The organism is Lapidilactobacillus salsurivasis, from assembly GCF_054785215.1.
Genome location: NZ_BAAABI010000002.1, coordinates 399948 through 415610, shown reverse-complemented (window position 1 = coordinate 415610; position 15663 = coordinate 399948). Strand labels below are relative to the sequence as shown.

General features: G+C 49.7%; 17 protein-coding genes, 2 tRNA genes, 1 rRNA gene and 1 pseudogene. 15 read left to right on the top strand and 6 right to left on the bottom strand.

Going from position 1 to position 15663, the window contains the following annotated elements:
- The first annotated feature begins 9 nt into the window (after window positions 1-9).
- The 3 genes from rrf (at window position 10) to ACYVSB_RS03940 (ending at window position 301) form a co-directional block, all read left to right on the top strand.
- Window positions 10-126, top strand: a 5S ribosomal RNA gene (gene rrf / locus ACYVSB_RS03950).
- A 5-nt stretch (window positions 127-131) separates the two neighbouring features.
- Window positions 132-204, top strand: a tRNA-Asn gene (locus ACYVSB_RS03945).
- A gap of 8 nt (window positions 205-212) precedes the next feature.
- Window positions 213-301 (top strand) — tRNA-Ser (locus ACYVSB_RS03940).
- 428 nt (window positions 302-729) lie between these two features.
- On the opposite strand, the gene ACYVSB_RS03935 is transcribed toward ACYVSB_RS03940, so the two are convergent.
- The 5 genes from ACYVSB_RS03935 to ACYVSB_RS03915 form a co-directional block, all read right to left on the bottom strand.
- Window positions 730-1221 carry a DUF7000 family protein gene (locus tag ACYVSB_RS03935; protein WP_461218495.1) on the bottom strand — a complete coding sequence of 164 codons (492 nt, stop codon included), beginning with the start codon at window positions 1219-1221 and terminating at the stop codon, window positions 730-732.
- A gap of 411 nt (window positions 1222-1632) precedes the next feature.
- On the bottom strand, window positions 1633-2421 hold the full coding sequence (locus ACYVSB_RS03930) for an ABC transporter permease (protein ID WP_461218494.1): 789 nt from the start codon (window positions 2419-2421) through the stop codon (window positions 1633-1635).
- Window positions 2414-3394 carry an ABC transporter ATP-binding protein gene (locus tag ACYVSB_RS03925; RefSeq protein WP_461218493.1) on the bottom strand — a complete coding sequence of 327 codons (981 nt, stop codon included), beginning with the start codon at window positions 3392-3394 and terminating at the stop codon, window positions 2414-2416. The genes ACYVSB_RS03930 and ACYVSB_RS03925 overlap by 8 nt, the downstream gene beginning before the upstream one ends.
- A gap of 280 nt (window positions 3395-3674) precedes the next feature.
- Window positions 3675-4220 carry a GNAT family N-acetyltransferase gene (locus ACYVSB_RS03920; protein WP_461218492.1) on the bottom strand — a complete coding sequence of 182 codons (546 nt, stop codon included), beginning with the start codon at window positions 4218-4220 and terminating at the stop codon, window positions 3675-3677.
- A 242-nt stretch (window positions 4221-4462) separates the two neighbouring features.
- The gene (locus tag ACYVSB_RS03915) at window positions 4463-4912 is read right to left on the bottom strand and encodes a MerR family transcriptional regulator (protein WP_461218491.1); all 450 of its coding nucleotides are present in this window, start codon (window positions 4910-4912) and stop codon (window positions 4463-4465) included.
- 283 nt (window positions 4913-5195) lie between these two features.
- Here ACYVSB_RS03915 and ACYVSB_RS03910 point away from each other — a divergent pair, with 283 nt between their 5' ends.
- The 12 genes and pseudogenes from ACYVSB_RS03910 to ACYVSB_RS03855 all read left to right on the top strand — a co-directional run bounded on the left by ACYVSB_RS03910 (window position 5196) and on the right by ACYVSB_RS03855 (window position 14729).
- Complete coding sequence (locus ACYVSB_RS03910; RefSeq protein ID WP_461218490.1) at window positions 5196-5795, top strand: NAD(P)H-binding protein; 600 nt, start codon at window positions 5196-5198, stop codon at window positions 5793-5795.
- Between the two features lie 177 nt (window positions 5796-5972).
- Window positions 5973-7112: a low temperature requirement protein A gene (locus ACYVSB_RS03905; RefSeq protein WP_461218489.1), complete on the top strand. Its 1140-nt coding sequence runs from the start codon at window positions 5973-5975 to the stop codon at window positions 7110-7112.
- A gap of 268 nt (window positions 7113-7380) precedes the next feature.
- Window positions 7381-8031, top strand: a complete 651-nt coding sequence (locus tag ACYVSB_RS03900) for an NAD(P)H-binding protein (protein ID WP_461218488.1) — start codon at window positions 7381-7383, stop codon at window positions 8029-8031.
- A 33-nt stretch (window positions 8032-8064) separates the two neighbouring features.
- The gene (locus ACYVSB_RS03895) at window positions 8065-8424 is read left to right on the top strand and encodes a MerR family transcriptional regulator (RefSeq protein WP_461218487.1); all 360 of its coding nucleotides are present in this window, start codon (window positions 8065-8067) and stop codon (window positions 8422-8424) included.
- Between the two features lie 61 nt (window positions 8425-8485).
- Window positions 8486-8917, top strand: coding sequence for a MerR family transcriptional regulator (locus ACYVSB_RS03890; protein ID WP_461218486.1), 432 nt, complete (start codon window positions 8486-8488; stop codon window positions 8915-8917).
- Window positions 8918-9204: 287 nt separating this feature from the next.
- Window positions 9205-10173: a zinc-binding dehydrogenase gene (locus ACYVSB_RS03885; protein WP_461218485.1), complete on the top strand. Its 969-nt coding sequence runs from the start codon at window positions 9205-9207 to the stop codon at window positions 10171-10173.
- A gap of 36 nt (window positions 10174-10209) precedes the next feature.
- Window positions 10210-10731 (top strand): methylated-DNA--[protein]-cysteine S-methyltransferase, encoded by a 522-nt coding sequence (locus tag ACYVSB_RS03880; protein WP_461218484.1) that lies wholly within the window; start codon window positions 10210-10212, stop codon window positions 10729-10731.
- Window positions 10732-11123: 392 nt separating this feature from the next.
- Complete coding sequence (locus ACYVSB_RS03875; RefSeq protein WP_164511224.1) at window positions 11124-12074, top strand: ABC transporter ATP-binding protein; 951 nt, start codon at window positions 11124-11126, stop codon at window positions 12072-12074.
- Window positions 12067-12864, top strand: a complete 798-nt coding sequence (locus ACYVSB_RS03870) for an ABC transporter permease (RefSeq protein WP_164511223.1) — start codon at window positions 12067-12069, stop codon at window positions 12862-12864. Before ACYVSB_RS03875 ends, ACYVSB_RS03870 begins: the two co-directional genes overlap by 8 nt.
- 578 nt (window positions 12865-13442) lie before the next feature.
- Window positions 13443-13748, top strand: coding sequence for a hypothetical protein (locus tag ACYVSB_RS03865; RefSeq protein WP_125601980.1), 306 nt, complete (start codon window positions 13443-13445; stop codon window positions 13746-13748).
- 196 nt (window positions 13749-13944) lie between these two features.
- Window positions 13945-14070, top strand: a pseudogene (locus ACYVSB_RS03860) (helix-turn-helix domain-containing protein); the annotation flags it as partial.
- Window positions 14071-14318: 248 nt separating this feature from the next.
- A complete protein-coding gene (locus ACYVSB_RS03855) occupies window positions 14319-14729 on the top strand; it encodes a hypothetical protein (RefSeq protein WP_461218483.1) in 411 nt (136 codons plus the stop codon).
- On the opposite strand, the gene ACYVSB_RS03850 is transcribed toward ACYVSB_RS03855, so the two are convergent.
- On the bottom strand, window positions 14678-15544 hold the full coding sequence (locus ACYVSB_RS03850; RefSeq protein ID WP_001255868.1) for an aminoglycoside 6-adenylyltransferase AadE: 867 nt from the start codon (window positions 15542-15544) through the stop codon (window positions 14678-14680). The two genes, ACYVSB_RS03855 and ACYVSB_RS03850, sit on opposite strands and share 52 nt — an antisense overlap.
- Window positions 15545-15663 lie beyond the last annotated feature (119 nt).

The window sequence follows — 15663 nt, the reverse complement described above, 5'->3', positions numbered from 1 at the left end:
AGTAAAGAGTGTGGTGGCGATAGCAAGAAGGATACACCTGTTCCCTTGCCGAACACAGAAGTTAAGCTTCTTAGCGCCGAAAGTAGTTGGTGGGAGACTGCCTGCGAGGATAGGGCGTTGCCACGCTTGATTCCGGTTTAGCTCAGTTGGTAGAGCGCTTGACTGTTAATCAAGATGTCGTCAGTTCGAGTCTGACAACCGGAGTTTATTCGGGAGAGTTGTCCGAGTGGCCGAAGGAGCATGATTGGAAATCATGTATACGGGTAATCCTGTATCAAGGGTTCAAATCCCTTACTCTCCGTTGATTATTCTCCGGTTCTACCGTTAAGCCCTGATTATGTTGATCAACATAATCAGGGCTTTTTTGTTGGTTGAGTTCTGAGATGAACAAGAAAAGGTTGATAATAATTGCTGAAAGGCAGGGTGGCCGGGCCGGGTCAAAAGAAAAAACAGTCGCTTCGTACCAGCAAAGCGACTGTTTAAATTAACCGTTTCCGGTTGCAAAGGGAAAAAACACGGCCGAACTTAGATCAAACTATTTCAATTAAGTGCACGAATTTCTAAGAGACAACTTCACTATTTTAGGCTACGGAGAGTAAGGGATTTAAACCTTTGGGTACGGTTGAGCCGGGACGAACCACAGGACGAGCTCGTCATTAACGTGACGGAGAAGGAGGGATTTGAACCCTTGGCCTGAATCTAATCGCGGCGGCCCGCCGATCGACCTAATCAAGGGAGCGTTCGTAGCTGATCTTGAATGTCTTGGGCAACCTCTAGGGCGCGGGTGGTGATTGCTGCGGTCAATGCGGTTTGGTCGTCAAAATCTGGGTGGTCAACTAAGACAACTTCAAGGATCGCATATTGGGGCATCGCGGTTTGGCCCTTGTTCCAGGTGATATCTTTGAGTGCTGCCCAATATTTGGTTTGAACCGCGGCGTTTTGTCCTAGGAGCCAAAGTTCAAATCGCATTTCACGGTGATTAAGCACGAGCCCAAAGCGTAACTTTCTGCGCTGGAGGGCGGGATTATAAAAATAGAAATAGGTATAATCCATAAAGCCGGGGTAGACGTTGCCAAGCGTGTATTGTCCGTCGTTATGCTTGCCCAGGTCAGTTCTTAAAATGGGGAGATATTTTCGTAAATAAGTATAAGCAATTGGGATATCGCCTTGGACCAACTGCCGCTGATAGGCGTTGACATAGTCGTTGATACTCTGCTTCATGATCTTTGCGCCTCCTGCCAGATCACGGCTGACCTTCGCTGTTGGGCATCTTCCTGACGGTCCCCGCACGAGCCAGGCGCTTCAACAGGCCCAGCCTAGATTCTGCTGTTGCTGATACATCCATTGTAATTGAATTTCGCAAAAGATGGAACCAATATTTTGGCTAAGGTCAAAAAGTGGTCAATTTTGCCAGCGGTTAGCGTCATGCGGTTATTTACGACGAGCGTTGACGGCACCGGTCCGCAGTTGTTGGTCCATCGGTCGGGGGTCTCAGTGCGGAAATCGCGGGGGCCACAAAAAACGCCCAATGATCAAATTGGGCGTGTGAGTCAGGTCATCCATGAAATTGTCGGGTTGATTTTGAGCGGGGTGTCGCTGTCTTGCGGCAGTTTTCCCGCTGAATTGACGGCGTCAGCGCACGGCCATCTTGCGGAATCGCCGCATCCCCATTACGCCCATCAAGATAGTGAAGGCTAAGATCCCAAGGAGGCTGTAGGTCAGGGGCATCGCGTTGCTGGCGCCTAACATGGTGTGGCGCAACGCTTCGTTGATGTAGACCAACGGATTGATTAGGACGAGGATCTGATAGAAAGGCAGTTTGACCAAGGCGCTCCAGCTAAAGAAGATTGCCCCGGTGAAAATCACGGGCATCAGGAAGCCGGGGAACATCGCGGCGATCTGGTTGGGCTTGACAATAGTTCCGACGAGTAGCCCCAAAGCGGCGGAAGCAAAGGAACTGAGCAACAGGATCAAGAGTAATAAGAAAATGTTGCCGGTGGATAGGTGGAGCCGCAATGATTGCCCCATGAAAATCAGCGAGATCGGCAGCACGAGTAAGGCGCCGATCCAAGATTCAATCATGCCGACGAACATTTTCGCCCAAGCGGTGACCATGACGGGGACGGGCGCTTGCAGGCGGTCTTCGATCTCTCGCGAGTTGTTGAAGTCCATCGACAGCGGGACGGCGGTGCCGTGGATCCCCGTGATCAAAAGACTCATGCCGACCATTCCCGGGAAAAGATCGTTAGGGAAGCTGGCCGATAAAACGCCGATCTTGGGCAAGACGTAACCGTAAGTTAAAATCAGGATAAAGGGTAACATCACAACTCGGAAAATAAATTCAGCCCAGTTCCGCCATTGGATCAATAGATCGCGTTTGACCATGATCCAGAAAACGTTGAGTGTTGTCCGATTACGCATAGGTCTTGACCTCCATTTCAGTGGGATGCTCCGTCACATGAACGAAAATATCGTCCAGACTAGCGAAACTCAAACGAATATTCTCAAGTTTCACAGGTTGTTGTTCGAAAATCGGGAGCACCTGTTGCAGAATCTGGTCATCGGTATTAGGGAAAATCGCCAGGTTTTTCTCGTCTTTTTGCAAGATCTCCTTGATGAAAGGTTGTTGGTTCAATTCCTGCAAGAGTGGCGCTGTCACCGCGTCGACGGTCGCATAAACAATGCTGGCGGCGGGCACCAATTGGCGCAATTCGGGAATCGTGCCCAGTGCTTTGATCTTGCCTTGTTGGTAGATCGCGACATGGTCGGAGAACCGTTCCGGCTCCTCCATGTAGTGGGTGGTCAGGAAAACGGTGGTTTGTTGCTGACGATTCAAACGCAACACATGATCCCAGAGGATTTCCCGATAGGCCGGATCCAGCCCGGTTGTCGGTTCGTCGAGGAACAGAAGTTGCGGTCGGTGCATAATGGCGCGGGCGATCTTCAGGCGTTGGGCCATCCCGCCGGAGAAGCTTTTGACATAGTCTTGGCGCCATTCGCTTAACCCGAAGTCCGCCAGCAATTCATTGGCGCGTTGCTCCGCCGCCAGTGTGGTCATTCCGAAATAGCGGCCATGGTAAACCAAGTTCTCAAAAGCGGTCAAACCGCGGTCCAAATTGTTATGTTGGGCCACGATCCCGATTGTGCGCCGGGCATTGATCGGGTCGGTCCGGATATCGCGCCCCGCGATCTTGATCGTACCGGAAGTGGGGGTCAATTGGGTGGTGATCATATTGATCGTGGTGCTTTTACCAGCGCCGTTCGGTCCCAAGAAACTAAAAATCTCCCCAGTTTCCAAATGAAAACTAATGTCATCGACGGCAACATGTTGGCTGCCATCTGCTTTTTTAAAAACTTTGCGCAGATTCTGAACTTCCAAAAGTGGCTTGGTCATGGCTCTTCCTCCTGTGTCTACAATTGTAAACTTAATGATAATAATTAGTTTACGACTGTAAACATAAAAAGTCAATCAAAAAAGCGACTCACCTTGGGAGGTTCGCGAGCATTAGACTAGCCGAAATTTCGGAGGTGGGCCATGCCCCTCCAGAAGCCTGACGCCGCTGAGTTGAAGAAGATGGGTGCCAGCGAACGGAACAAGATTCAAAAAAACTGCCGACAATGATTGTCAGCAGTTACCAGGTGGTTCGATTTTATGTGACCAGGTAGCGCCGCGCTTAACGGGCGCCATTTTCACCGAAGGCTTGGTCTGGCCAGAGTCGTTGGACTAAGTAGTCACATTCGCTCCAAGTCCAATCTTCGTTGGTCGTTAGCAGTTCATAGCGTTCACCACTGATGGAGAAACGATATTGACCGCCTTGGAAGCCATTGCGTAAATAGAAATTACGTCGACTTAGCCGCTGGGTGAAATTATCCGCGTGGCGATCAACGATTTCAATGTCTAGAGCCAAGTTGCGACCGGCTGCCAGCTCTTGCACTTTTGCCAAGATCTGGGTGCCGTAACCTTGACCGCGTAAATTGGAGGCAACCGCGAAGTAGAGCAGGTAGACGGTATCGCCCACGGTGGTCAAATAGGTGAAGCCGATGAACGTGTCTTGATCGTAATAAGCGACGCATTGGATCTTGCCAATCAGTACTTGAAACTGGAGCGAAAGGTAAGGGCTCCGCTCCACAGCTGGAAATGCGGTTAAGTATAGTTGGTGGATCTGGCGATTAGTTGACCAGTCCTGCCATGAAATGCGGTGGTACTTTATCTGAGACAACAAGTAAAACTCCTATCGAAAAATATTGGGTCAAATGATTCAACTGATTAAACAGATTGAATAAAAAAATTAAGATAACCTAATACTAATGATAGTGATGATTGGACGTAAAGTCAACTAATAAGTTTTCTGAAAAAATATTGGTGTTTTCAACCGATTTCATTAATTGACTCTGATAGTTTTGGGCAGCGGTTTATAGCCACCTCATTGTGGATGATGAGGCACCCCATCGTTGGTTGATTTTATTTGGGTGAACGGTCGCCGCTAACTTGATGAGCCATTTGCGCCTGAGCCGCGGCTAAGTTGGCGGGAACGATGCTGTCAGGCTGAGGATCCGCAAGAATTTCGGCGTAGTGTGCGACTTTCCGATCGATGAGTTGTAAGTGTTGTTGTAACTCGCGGATCTCGGCTTGGGTGCGGGCTTGTTGCGTTTTCATCAGTTGATAGCGTTCGGGGACTGTTTCCACGCCGGCTTGCACCAGGCGCAAATAATGTTGGATTTCGGCGATGGGCATGCCTGTTGCGCGCAAACAGACAATGATCTGCAACCATTCTAAGTCGATCTCATTGAAGACCCGATTATTATTCGCGTCGCGCTGAACAAAGGGGAGCATTCCCTGATCATGATAATAACGGATGCTGTAACTGGTGATGTGCATTTTTTTGGCGACTTCTTGAATTGAATAACTCATAGAGAACTCCTTTTAGAAATAGATTTGGCAATGCTTTCACGCTCATTATCGCAGGGCGCTGGTGAGTGCGGCTGGCCTGGGAGAGAGTCCTGTTGATTCGCGATAAAAGTAAATCGCGTTATCAACCGCTGATGTCATTTTGATCCGTCCAGTATGGGACGCGACGAAAAAAATTTAGCACTTGCCTTCTAGTTAGTCTAAGGTGTTAAACTGATTTTTGCAAAGAAAAGTGATCCAATTCAAAGAATCGATCCACAATGGGTCCGAAAGTAGGATAATAGCAATGAAAAATATTTTGATTATTGGGGCGACTGGTTCGATCGGTCAAGCGACCCGGCAACGTTTCTTAGCGACAACGACCGATCATTTGACCTTGTTTGCGCGACACACCGACGCTTTAAAAATCGATCCGCAGCGAGAACGAGTGATCAGCGGTGATGCTGGTGATCCGCAACAATTAGCCGCGGCCTTAGTGGGTCAAGATGTGGTTTTCGCGGCTTTGAGCGGCGATCTGCCTAAATTTGCCCACGCGCTGATCCAAGCGATGACGCCGAGCGCGGTGCAACGGTTGATTTTCATCAGTTCGATGGGGATCTATAATGAGATCCCAGCTCGGATTGGCGCCAGCGGTAATTTGGCGCAAAATCCCATGCTGCAACCTTATCGGCAGGCCGCCGACCTGATCGAAGCCAGTTCGCTGGCGTACACGATCATTCGGCCTGGGTGGTTTGATAATGGGAGCGCCGCCTACCAGATCACGCGGAAGGGCGAGCCTTTTGGCGGTCATGATGTGGCCCGGGCGGCGATCGCAACGGTGGTCGTGGCTGCGGCGGATCAAGATCTTTACTTGCGGGAGAGTATCGGACTGAACCGGCCGGAGTAGGTTGCCGCGCAAAAGAGTGTGAACCAGCCCGGGAAGCTTCAGAGCATTAGCCTAGCAAGTATTTTGGAGGCTGGTCTGTGCCTCCGGAATAATTGCGTAGCTAAGGGGAAGAAGCTGGGCTGGTGAACACGTTTCAAAAGAGCAGACCGCCTCGTCAAAAAATTGGAGGATGCGACGATGTTTGATTTTTGGGGGCGACCACGGACGATCGATCAACCGATCCGTGATCGCAAAATAAGTTGGTTGGAATTGTTTTATGATTTGATTTTCGCGGTGGTCTTGGCGCGGTTGACCGATGGGGTGCTTGCCAATTGGTCATGGTCGACTTTAGGGTATGCCACTTTGCTTTTCTGGTGGTTTTTCTGGGGTTGGAATGAAACTTCCAGCTATTTCGATAATCATGGTAATGACGCGCCATTGAACGTGGTGATGATCAATTTGCAAATGATCCTGACGGGGATCGGCGCGCTATTGATTGACGAGGCTTTACAGGGTCAGTTCAACAAAATCACCCTGGTCTTGATTTTGATCGAGCTCCTGGCCGCGGGGATCTGGTATTGGGTCGCCTATTTCGATCCGATCCATCGGGCGGCGTCCACTGTTTGGGCCAATGTCCATTTGGTGGCGCTGGTCTTGTTGGGGCTGAGTTTGTTCTTGCCACATTGGGGCCAGCTGGGGTTGTTAGTGCTGGCCTTATTGCTGAATTGGGGCGATATTTTCTTCACTAATCCTAATCTTGAACGGGAATATCAACAAACGGAAATGGTCCACCAATTGAAGGATTCGCTGATCGAACGGTACGGCCTGTTGACGATGATCGCGTTAGGTGAGATCATCGCCGGTTTATACACGGCCCTGACCGGTGAAAATACCGGCATCGAGATTTTGACCTTTAGCTTGAGCATTGTGTTGGTCGCGCTGATCAGTGGGAGTTATTACCAGATCCTAGGTGAGCTTCATTTGCGGTTTAGTTCTTCGATCCGCGCGTTGGCCACAGGCTGGCTGTTTATTGATGAGATCTTCTTGATTTTCTTGCTGGGCCTAAGTTTGCATTTCCTGCTGGCGACGGCGGGCTTGGCGAGTAAACTGATTTTCGTCGGGCTATTATTCGCCACCTTAATGGCGATGTGGCTGATCGAATTGATCGCGGAGTGGCGCCAAGCCCTTCAGTGGGGCGCGGCCTTGCGCTTCAAGGGCCTGGTGCTGTTCGCCTTGGTCTTGGCCGCGTGGCTACCGCGGCTAGGCCTGCTGGTTGTGACCGACCTGGTTTTAGCGCTGGTCATTATCCATGGTCGCCGCCGCATCAAGCGAGCGTGACCTGACCGAACATGAGCCGCCGGATCCCGCGCGCCAACGTCGAGAGTAGCTTCAAAAGTAGCTTCAAAAAATAAATCAAAAAAACTTTGCTTTTCCCCTTGCCTTGAAGTTCACTTCAAGCTTTATACTGGGTTCATCGAGTTAGTCAACACATGGTGATTGACGATGTATCTGGATCGACCGACCGAGTTAGGCCAGCTAACACATGGTCGCTAGGCAGTTCGGTCTTGACTCGTTGGCCGAACACTCAGGAAAAGGAGATTTTCAAATGAATTTATTGATATTAGCAGCAAACGGGCAGATCGCCCGGATCGTGGAACAACGGATTTTACAGGAACCTGCGTTTGCTGGGGTCAATTTGACTTTAGTTTTACGCCGGAGTCAACGCTTGGCCGCATTGGCCGCGAACCCTCGGGTCAATCTGATTGAGGGCGACATCAGTGATCCTGCGGTTTTGGATCAGGCAATGACAGGAGTCGACTTGGTCTTCGTCGCCGTGGTCGATCACGATGGTCAAAACCGCCCCACTAAAGCGATCATTCAGGCCATGAACGCGCATCACGTTCAGCGGATCATCGCCACCAATATTCTGGGGATCTACAATGAGGTGCCCGGCGAGTTTGGTCGTTGGAATCTGGCCAGCGTTCAGAGTGGCTTGGCGGCGGCCATCAAGGCGGATCAATTGTTGGCGGCGTCTGGATTGGACTACACGACTTTGCGGTTACCTTGGCTGAATGATCGGGATGAAGTCAAGTATACAGTGACGCATCGCGCTGACCCATATTTGGGTGTTTCTGGGTCACGCCAGAGTATTGCCGATGTGGTTTTGCAAATCGTTGCGGCGCCAACACGTTTTAGTCGTGATAGCATTGGTATCGCGGATCCGGCGACGCAAGGCGAAGATCGCCCCGTTTACTAGGAGTCCCCAGGAGAAAGGCCAAGCGATGCCATGATGAAAATAAGCGAGATCGCCGCGAAATACGCGGTGCAACCTGATCAACTGCACTATTGGGAGCGCGTCGGCTTAATGCCGCCGGTACGTCGAGATGGTCAAGGGCAACGGCAATATCGGCCGCAAGATGAGCTGTGGCTCCGATTTATTCTGACTTTTAAGGCGGCGCAGATCAGCGATGACTTTTTGATCGAATATGCGACGTTGGCCCAGGCGGGACCGCAAGCCTCGCCGGCGCGTCGTGATTTTCTGCAAGAGGAGCTGGATCAGCAAGTTCAAAGTTGCCAGCGTTTGACGGCGATGGCGGGCCTAATGGAACAACGGTTAAGTGCGAGCGCACGGCCGCCGCGTTCGCTCTGATCACTGATTCACCGCAACTGGCGCTGGTTATGCTATGATAAGGATAAGCGAGGTGAGTGGCATGAATATTGCCCAAGTTAGTCAGAAATTCGGGGTCACCAGTGAAACATTGCGGTATTGGGAACGACTGGGTTTATTACCGCGGATCCCGCGGAACGAAAGTGGTTATCGAACTTACGGTGAGCGTGAAATGAATTGGGTCTTCTTCGTCAAAGTGATGCGCAACGCTGGGATGTCGATCGAATCACTGATTGAATTTATCAACGTTTATCGGCAGCAAACCGATTCCCGGGCGGCCCAGAAGGAATTACTGATCGAACAGCGGGATAAACTGGTCGCCCAGCAACAAGAGATCGCCAAGACGTTGAACTATCTTGACTTCAAAATCGACCATTTTGAGGAACACGTGTTGACTTACGAAAATGAGAAGCTGTCCTATGATCAGCCCACCGCTTTTGATCAGGCCGCCAAGACGGCTAGTGAGCGGGATTAGACTGTTTCCGCAGTAGTTTTACTTCCGCTAACAGAAAATGCTTAAATTAACGATGATCCAGCGTTTGCCAACGTTGCTCATCGTTTTTTAGTTGCGTGAGGCGATCATTAAACGCTGATCTGGGAACGCCTTAAAATTATTTCGAAAGACAGCCAGCCAACAGTCTGAAATTATTCTGCAAATGACGTATCATTAAGAAGTACAAGCAGCGAATGGCTTGGTTTGTTGGGAAAGCTATCGCAGTAGCTGAGTCGCTTGCGGCGCTGATCGCGAAAGGAAGTTTACGGATGAAAGCAGTTGTCGTGCGTCAACCAGGTGGTCCCGAAGTTTTGATCAATACCACCTTACCAACGCCCACGGTCAAACCTGGGTGGTCCCTGGTCAAAATCATGGGTTTTGGCATCAATCATTCAGAGATCTTTACCCGGGAGGGACAGTCGCCCTCAGTCCAATTCCCACGGATCTTAGGGATCGAATGTGTCGGTGTCATCGCGGCGACGACCGCGCCGGAACGGTTACCCCTAGGGCAGAAAGTGATTTCGATCATGGGCGAGATGGGACGGGCGTTTGATGGCAGTTACGCTGAATATGCCTTGTTGCCCAACACTCAATTGTATCCGGTGACCACGGACCTGCCTTGGGCAACCTTGGCGACCTTGCCGGAAACCTTCTACACGGCGTTTGGTTCCTTGAAGAATCTGAAAATCAGCGCCACCGATCGCGTCTTGGTACGAGGCGCGACCAGCGGCGTTGGCGTCGCCTTCGCCCAATTATTGCGAGGCGCTTTTCCCCAGATCAAGCTGGCGGGGACCAGTCGCAAGCTCAACAAAGCGGCGCAATTAATGGCAGTTGGTTTTGATGACGTCATTGAAGATCGCCAAGGTGCGTTACAAACGACAGCGACTTTTGATAAAATCTTTGAATTGATCGGGCCGGCGACGGTCAAGGATAGCTTCAAGCATCTGCGTGAAGGTGGGATCGTTTGTAGCACCGGCCAATTGGGTAAGCAGTGGTATTTGGAGCAATTCGATCCGATCATCGATATTCAGCGGAATAGTTATTTGACCAGTTTCTATTCAGGCAATGTGGATCAGACCAAGCTGGATGAGTTGTTAACGTTCGTTCAGACGCGCCAGATACCAGTCAAACCGGAGCGGATTTTTTCCTTGGCAGAACTGCCTGACGCTCATCGTTATTTACAAAGTCAGGCTAGTTTTGGTAAAGTTATCGTATTGAACACGCCAGATCGGTCATGAGTGAGTCGATCTGAATGAAGGAGTAGGATGGCAATAATGACCACAATCAAAACCAAACAGCGCCCACAGATCTATGCGCACACAATGACCATCGATGGTCAAACTTGGCTTTTAGGAGCGACCGAAACGGCATTGGTCTTTGTCGGATTTCCTGAGCAAGCGGCTAATCAAATCGGGGACTTCTTTCCTGAAGCAGAGATTTTACCTGATACCGAGGGCTACACCGTGGCGGCGGGGGAGGCCTTGCAAGCTTATTTAGCTGGTGATCAAATGACTTGGTCCTTGCCTTGGCAAACAGCCGGCACACCTTTCCAAGAGCGGGTCTGGGCGCAATTGCGCCAGATCCCTTATGGCACGACCACGACTTATCAACAGATTGCCACCGCTATCGGCCAACCTGGGGCCAGTCGGGCAGTGGGCAGTGCCGTGGGCGCGAATCCCCTGTTATTGGTGATCCCTTGCCACCGCGTCGTTCCCCAAGCTGGTGGTGTTGGGCAATATCGTGGCGGCGCGGCTTTGAAGCAACAGCTTTTAGCGTTGGAAGCCCGCTCTCGCTAGCTGGGCCTTGGGTGAGCCGGAAGCAACAGTTGGCTCACCAGCACCGTGCACCTAAAAAATGACCTTGCGGCAGCAGTGTTGATCGCCAACAGTCACTTTTGTCGCCAAGACGTCAAGTCAAGCAGCCAATTTTTGGCTGCTTTTTTCGACTTAATGGGCCTCAGGTGACATTTTTGTTAGGTGAATCCACTACAAAACAGGGTTAAGTTAAGCTATCATAATAGATAGTATCAATCGAATATTGCAAATATTGGTTCAGTCGATCTGAGCTCGGTCAATCTTCGTTCAGCCACGATGAGTTGAGCGAAGATTGGCTCAGCGCGATGACGGGACGGCTAAGCGGTTGGATTCAATCAGCCGACTCAGTAATTTGTTTTAATGGAGGAGAATTTATGGCGACTGTTTTACAGATCGAAGGCTTAACGAAATCGATCCATGGGCACCCGATTTTAAGTGATGTCCAGTTCAAGGCACAAACAGGGCGAATCGTTGGTCTGCTCGGCCCCAATGGCGCAGGGAAAACCACCACCTTAAGGATCGCGGTCCAATTGATGCACGCTGATCAGGGCACGGTCAAGGTCAATGATTTGGATGTCACGAAGGATTTCACCGCGGCAATCAAGCAAGTCGGCGCGTTGATCGAAGCGCCGGACTTTTATACTTATTTGACGGGGCGGCAAAACTTGCGGCAATTGGCCAATATGTCACACCAAACCATCAGCGCCGCTGACATCGATCGGGTTTTAGCGGAGGTTGGCTTAACCGAAGCCGCTGACAAAAAAGTCCGGACGTATTCCTTGGGGATGCGGCAACGCTTGGGGATCGCTCAAGCAATTTTCCATCAGCCCGAACTTTTGTTACTGGATGAACCGCTGAACGGACTTGATCCCCAAGGCGCCCATGACTTGCGTGAGGTGCTTCGCCAAATGGCGGCCAAGGGCGTGGCCGTGGTGATTTCTAGTCACATGCTGTCAGAAATCGACCAAGTCGCCGATGATCTCGTCGTCATGGACCATGGTCGCGTGATTTTTGATGATACCATGCGGGCGCTGAAACAGGCCCAATCACGTCGGGTCATGCTACGAACGCCTAACGAAGCTGCGGCGAAGCAGGTCTTGACCGCGATGAGCTTGACTTATGACTATCATGATGGCGAATTCGCAATCAGCTGGCCGCAAGAAAAGGGACCAGTTCTTCCCTTGGCGCAGGCGCTGTTCGATCAACGAATCTTGATCACCGAGCTCCATGAAGTTGATGCTAGTTTGGAAGAATCCTTCCTGAATTTCGTTAAACAACATGATGCGGGCGCGGCCCAAACAACTAAGGAGGCCACTCATGCTTAAATTAGTCCGGAATGAATTACAGAAAATTTTCGCAAAAAAATCATCGTGGATCCTAATGATCATTTTACTGGGGATCATTACCTTGGCTTGCTGGGTCGTTGCGGCGGTCACTCCCAAAGCTGATGGCGTCACTCTTTTCTCAGTGACCACCTCGTTTAATTCCTTCGTCACGATTTTCGCCGTGGTGATCGCCGCGATCAGCTTGACCGAAGAGTTCTCGAAAAATACGATCAAGATTCTGTTGACGCGACCGTACAGCCGCAGCCAAGTTTTGTTCAGTAAACTAGTGGCGATCATGATCTACACCCTTTGCTTGAGCTTGGTGACTTATGCGGGCAGTATCTTGATCGCGATGCTCTTCGGCAATGCCAACGGTCTAACTACTGTCAGTAAAGACTGGCAGAACTTGACCCCATTGTTGAGCGGCTTTTACGGGACCCTCAATAATTATGTCGTCACCTTGTTTTATATCGGTTTGGTTTTCATTTTCGCCGGCGGTTTCCGCTCACTGGGCTTGGCCGTGACCATGGGCGTTGGTTTGATCTGGTTGGGTAGCATGGCCAGCAGCCTGCTGAGTGGCTTTATCATCTGGAAAAAGCTGTTCTGGTTGAAATGGAACCCGTTGACCCAATTATATTTGAACTATCGTTTTGGTTCCGGCGTGATTCATATCGAGGACAAGCTGGACGTTGGTTATTGGCCAAATTTAATTGCTGTTTTGGTTTACACGTTGATTTTCTACCTGATCGCAAACTGGATCTTCTCAAAACGTGACATTTCATATAGTTAGCCCACGATTCACCTTAGTAAAACTCTAAAACCGTTGTCAGTTGACAGCGGTTTTTTAGTCCGCGGGCATCTGTTCATTTTGGGGCGAGGCAGCGCTCCGAAGTGATCGGAATCATTAAACCCAGGTTGACCGGTATGTGGATCCACATCAATGGGACATGATTTACTCTTTGGCGTGAGTGCCTCCATAACTAGGATAATGTTGAGCGGCTGAAACGGAGCGCGGTGGGTTTTGGTGGGGACGCAACCGGCCTCAGGACGTTTGTCGTGGCTGGAACGCAGTGGGCACTGTTTTGAGCCAATCCGCAAGCCCGGCGGCTTGTCTCAAAATCAGGCCTTATTCTAAGCGATAAATCGCTAAGAATAATCTCACCGCTGAGCTACACGTCCTGAGGCGGTTGCTAGGCAGAATTGAGCTTATCTGCAATCGAAGTGAAGGATTTGACGAAGTGGTTTTGCAAGCTAGAGGTCAAACAATTGCCCGCTTTTGAGGTGGTACGGTAACACCAACGGGTTCGGATTAGGAAGTCAGGACATTTTGCATAGGCCGAACATCTCTACTCGTTTCCTTAATGATTCATGGGTGGAAACCGACCGATTCAGCTGATTCATCAAGGACTTGCCTTAGTCCATCAGACAGACTGTGCTGGTGTCACCAATTCAAAGCTGCTGACCACTAACCACGGCCGTCAATTACGTGGCTCCCATTCAATTGGCGATAGCTTGCCAGTCGGCGTGAGTGCTCAAGCGGCTGTTATAACGTTGAGCGGCTGGAGCGGAGAAATTCGGGGTGAGATCGCCGTGTCGTTATTCTTAGCGGCTTTGCCGCTTAGAATAAGGCTCAGCTTTGAGATTTTCGGTGGTTTTCCGAAAAGCTCAAAGTGATGCCCACAGCGAGCTCACCCCGAATTTCGCAGCGCAAGCTGCGGGCGCACTACTGTCATCAAGTTTACCGCAAGTTGACAAAACAGCCCAAAAGTTAACAGCAAGTCCATTGCCGCCAGCCCAGCGAACAGGTAAAATGAAGCTAAACAATAATGATGCTAAGCAATCAATAAAACCATCAAGGGGAGGCAACACAATGCATTTGCAGATCGGCGCGGTGATCAGCGCCCAGCGCAAAACCGCTAAAGTGACCCAGCAAGAGCTGGCTGATTTCATTGGCGTCTCCAAAGCATCGGTCTCAAAGTGGGAAAATGGAGTTTCCCAAAGTTAAAGATACCACATCAATCCCACGCGGACTTTTGCTCAACCGATACAGCCGGAGGGCTGGATAACAAGAAAAGGCGGTATGCGCCCCGTGGAGGGGTAGCGTACCGCCTTTTCTTGTGGGGGTTTCCAAAGGGGGCAACGCCCCCATTTGGCACACGACTTTGCGAAGCAAAGTGTAGTGTGTTATACGCTCTGCCGGCGTTGCCGTGAAAATGCCGTTGCCGCCGGGGAGGGCAAGGGCATTTGAAGCGGCAGGAAAACAGGGCTTTGCTTGCGTGGCGTGGAGCCGCAAGCGCAGGTCTGGACTCATCAGCAGACAGGGCGTATATGAAAGCCCCAGTTCCTCGTCCTACGCTCCAACTTGTGGACAAAGTGTCCCGAAGTTGTGGCCACACTCCCGGAAAAGTAGCAGGACAACGGGCAACCGTCAAGGCTGAAATGAACGGGTTTACACCCGGCCTTGACCTCCGCCCGCTGTCCCGCTGGATGGGTGGACAAGGCGGCCAATCCCTCAAAGTGCTTGGCCGCTCTCTTTCTGATTTTGAGGTATTCAGTTTTTCAAAATTGAATAATCAAAATAAATTTTTTCGATTGAAAAAATTTTATTTGTTATCATCTTCAATGCCATATTTTTTCTTTTGCCGAATCACATAATTACTGATTTTTTCATCATATAGTGGATACTGGTAATCCAACTGGCATGCCACTTCTGACGAAACCTCCCGGAACAATGCCATACATTGTTCAAAGGATTCCCACATATGGGGATAGGAATCCATATTATAAGTGGACATAAGTCGTTCCCACAATTCCTCTGGGACATATTGCTTCATAAATTTATAGTTTTTTCCCAAACTGAAATGAAATCCCTGTTTGATACCAATCAGCCAGGAAATCATGCGAAGCAATTCTTTTCGTACTATATCATTCATATGGTCAATAGCAAAAAGAATTTCTTTGCGGCATAAGCCCTTTACTACATATGTTGTAGTATTCCAAAATTCATTACAGCAATCGTCAAACATTCTTTGAGTAGGCTTCTGCAAGTGGTAGTCTATATCCGTTGGTATTGGCGGCTTTACGATACGGTTGTCTTTATCCAACAGTAACTTTACCAGTTTATCCCATGTAAAATACTCGTCTATCAGTTCCAGCGGCAGCAAAGTTAAATCTATCTTAACATCATCAGTAAACAGCATTAAATATGAAAATCCCTTTTCTACAGCTGGAAATAATTCCATATCTTCCGGCTTTTGCAGAATCAACCTTTCACCAAATATATCTAGCCATTTATCATCACTTGTGAAGCTGTCCATATCCGTAACAAAAAAAGTAATATCAAAATCCTGAAAATCATCAGGCGGAATATTTGTATTTGTTCTAGATCCTTCCAAAGTAACCATGCGAATGCGTTTGTCTGTTTTTGCAAAATTCAAAACAATATCATAAACTTCCTTTTCTGATCTCATTTTTATCTCCTCCAATTATTGAAATAGGTGTGAAGCCATTTTAGGGCTTTCCCGCCTTGATTACCCTTTAGCAAAGACGGGCGGGACTGTCAACGGCGGCGCATGAAATGCGCCGTTCA

Coding starts and splice junctions, on each gene's coding strand:
- ACYVSB_RS03880 (WP_461218484.1), top strand. CDS start 10,210: ATGACCACAATCAAAACCAAACAGCGCCCACAGATCTATGCGCACACA.
- ACYVSB_RS03870 (WP_164511223.1), top strand. CDS start 12,067: ATGCTTAAATTAGTCCGGAATGAATTACAGAAAATTTTCGCAAAAAAA.
- ACYVSB_RS03935 (WP_461218495.1), bottom strand. CDS start 1,221: ATGAAGCAGAGTATCAACGACTATGTCAACGCCTATCAGCGGCAGTTG.
- ACYVSB_RS03895 (WP_461218487.1), top strand. CDS start 8,065: ATGAAAATAAGCGAGATCGCCGCGAAATACGCGGTGCAACCTGATCAA.
- ACYVSB_RS03925 (WP_461218493.1), bottom strand. CDS start 3,394: ATGACCAAGCCACTTTTGGAAGTTCAGAATCTGCGCAAAGTTTTTAAA.
- ACYVSB_RS03890 (WP_461218486.1), top strand. CDS start 8,486: ATGAATATTGCCCAAGTTAGTCAGAAATTCGGGGTCACCAGTGAAACA.
- ACYVSB_RS03900 (WP_461218488.1), top strand. CDS start 7,381: ATGAATTTATTGATATTAGCAGCAAACGGGCAGATCGCCCGGATCGTG.
- ACYVSB_RS03905 (WP_461218489.1), top strand. CDS start 5,973: ATGTTTGATTTTTGGGGGCGACCACGGACGATCGATCAACCGATCCGT.
- ACYVSB_RS03910 (WP_461218490.1), top strand. CDS start 5,196: ATGAAAAATATTTTGATTATTGGGGCGACTGGTTCGATCGGTCAAGCG.
- ACYVSB_RS03875 (WP_164511224.1), top strand. CDS start 11,124: ATGGCGACTGTTTTACAGATCGAAGGCTTAACGAAATCGATCCATGGG.
- ACYVSB_RS03865 (WP_125601980.1), top strand. CDS start 13,443: ATGGGTGGAAACCGACCGATTCAGCTGATTCATCAAGGACTTGCCTTA.
- ACYVSB_RS03915 (WP_461218491.1), bottom strand. CDS start 4,912: ATGAGTTATTCAATTCAAGAAGTCGCCAAAAAAATGCACATCACCAGT.
- ACYVSB_RS03930 (WP_461218494.1), bottom strand. CDS start 2,421: ATGCGTAATCGGACAACACTCAACGTTTTCTGGATCATGGTCAAACGC.
- ACYVSB_RS03850 (WP_001255868.1), bottom strand. CDS start 15,544: ATGAGATCAGAAAAGGAAGTTTATGATATTGTTTTGAATTTTGCAAAA.
- ACYVSB_RS03885 (WP_461218485.1), top strand. CDS start 9,205: ATGAAAGCAGTTGTCGTGCGTCAACCAGGTGGTCCCGAAGTTTTGATC.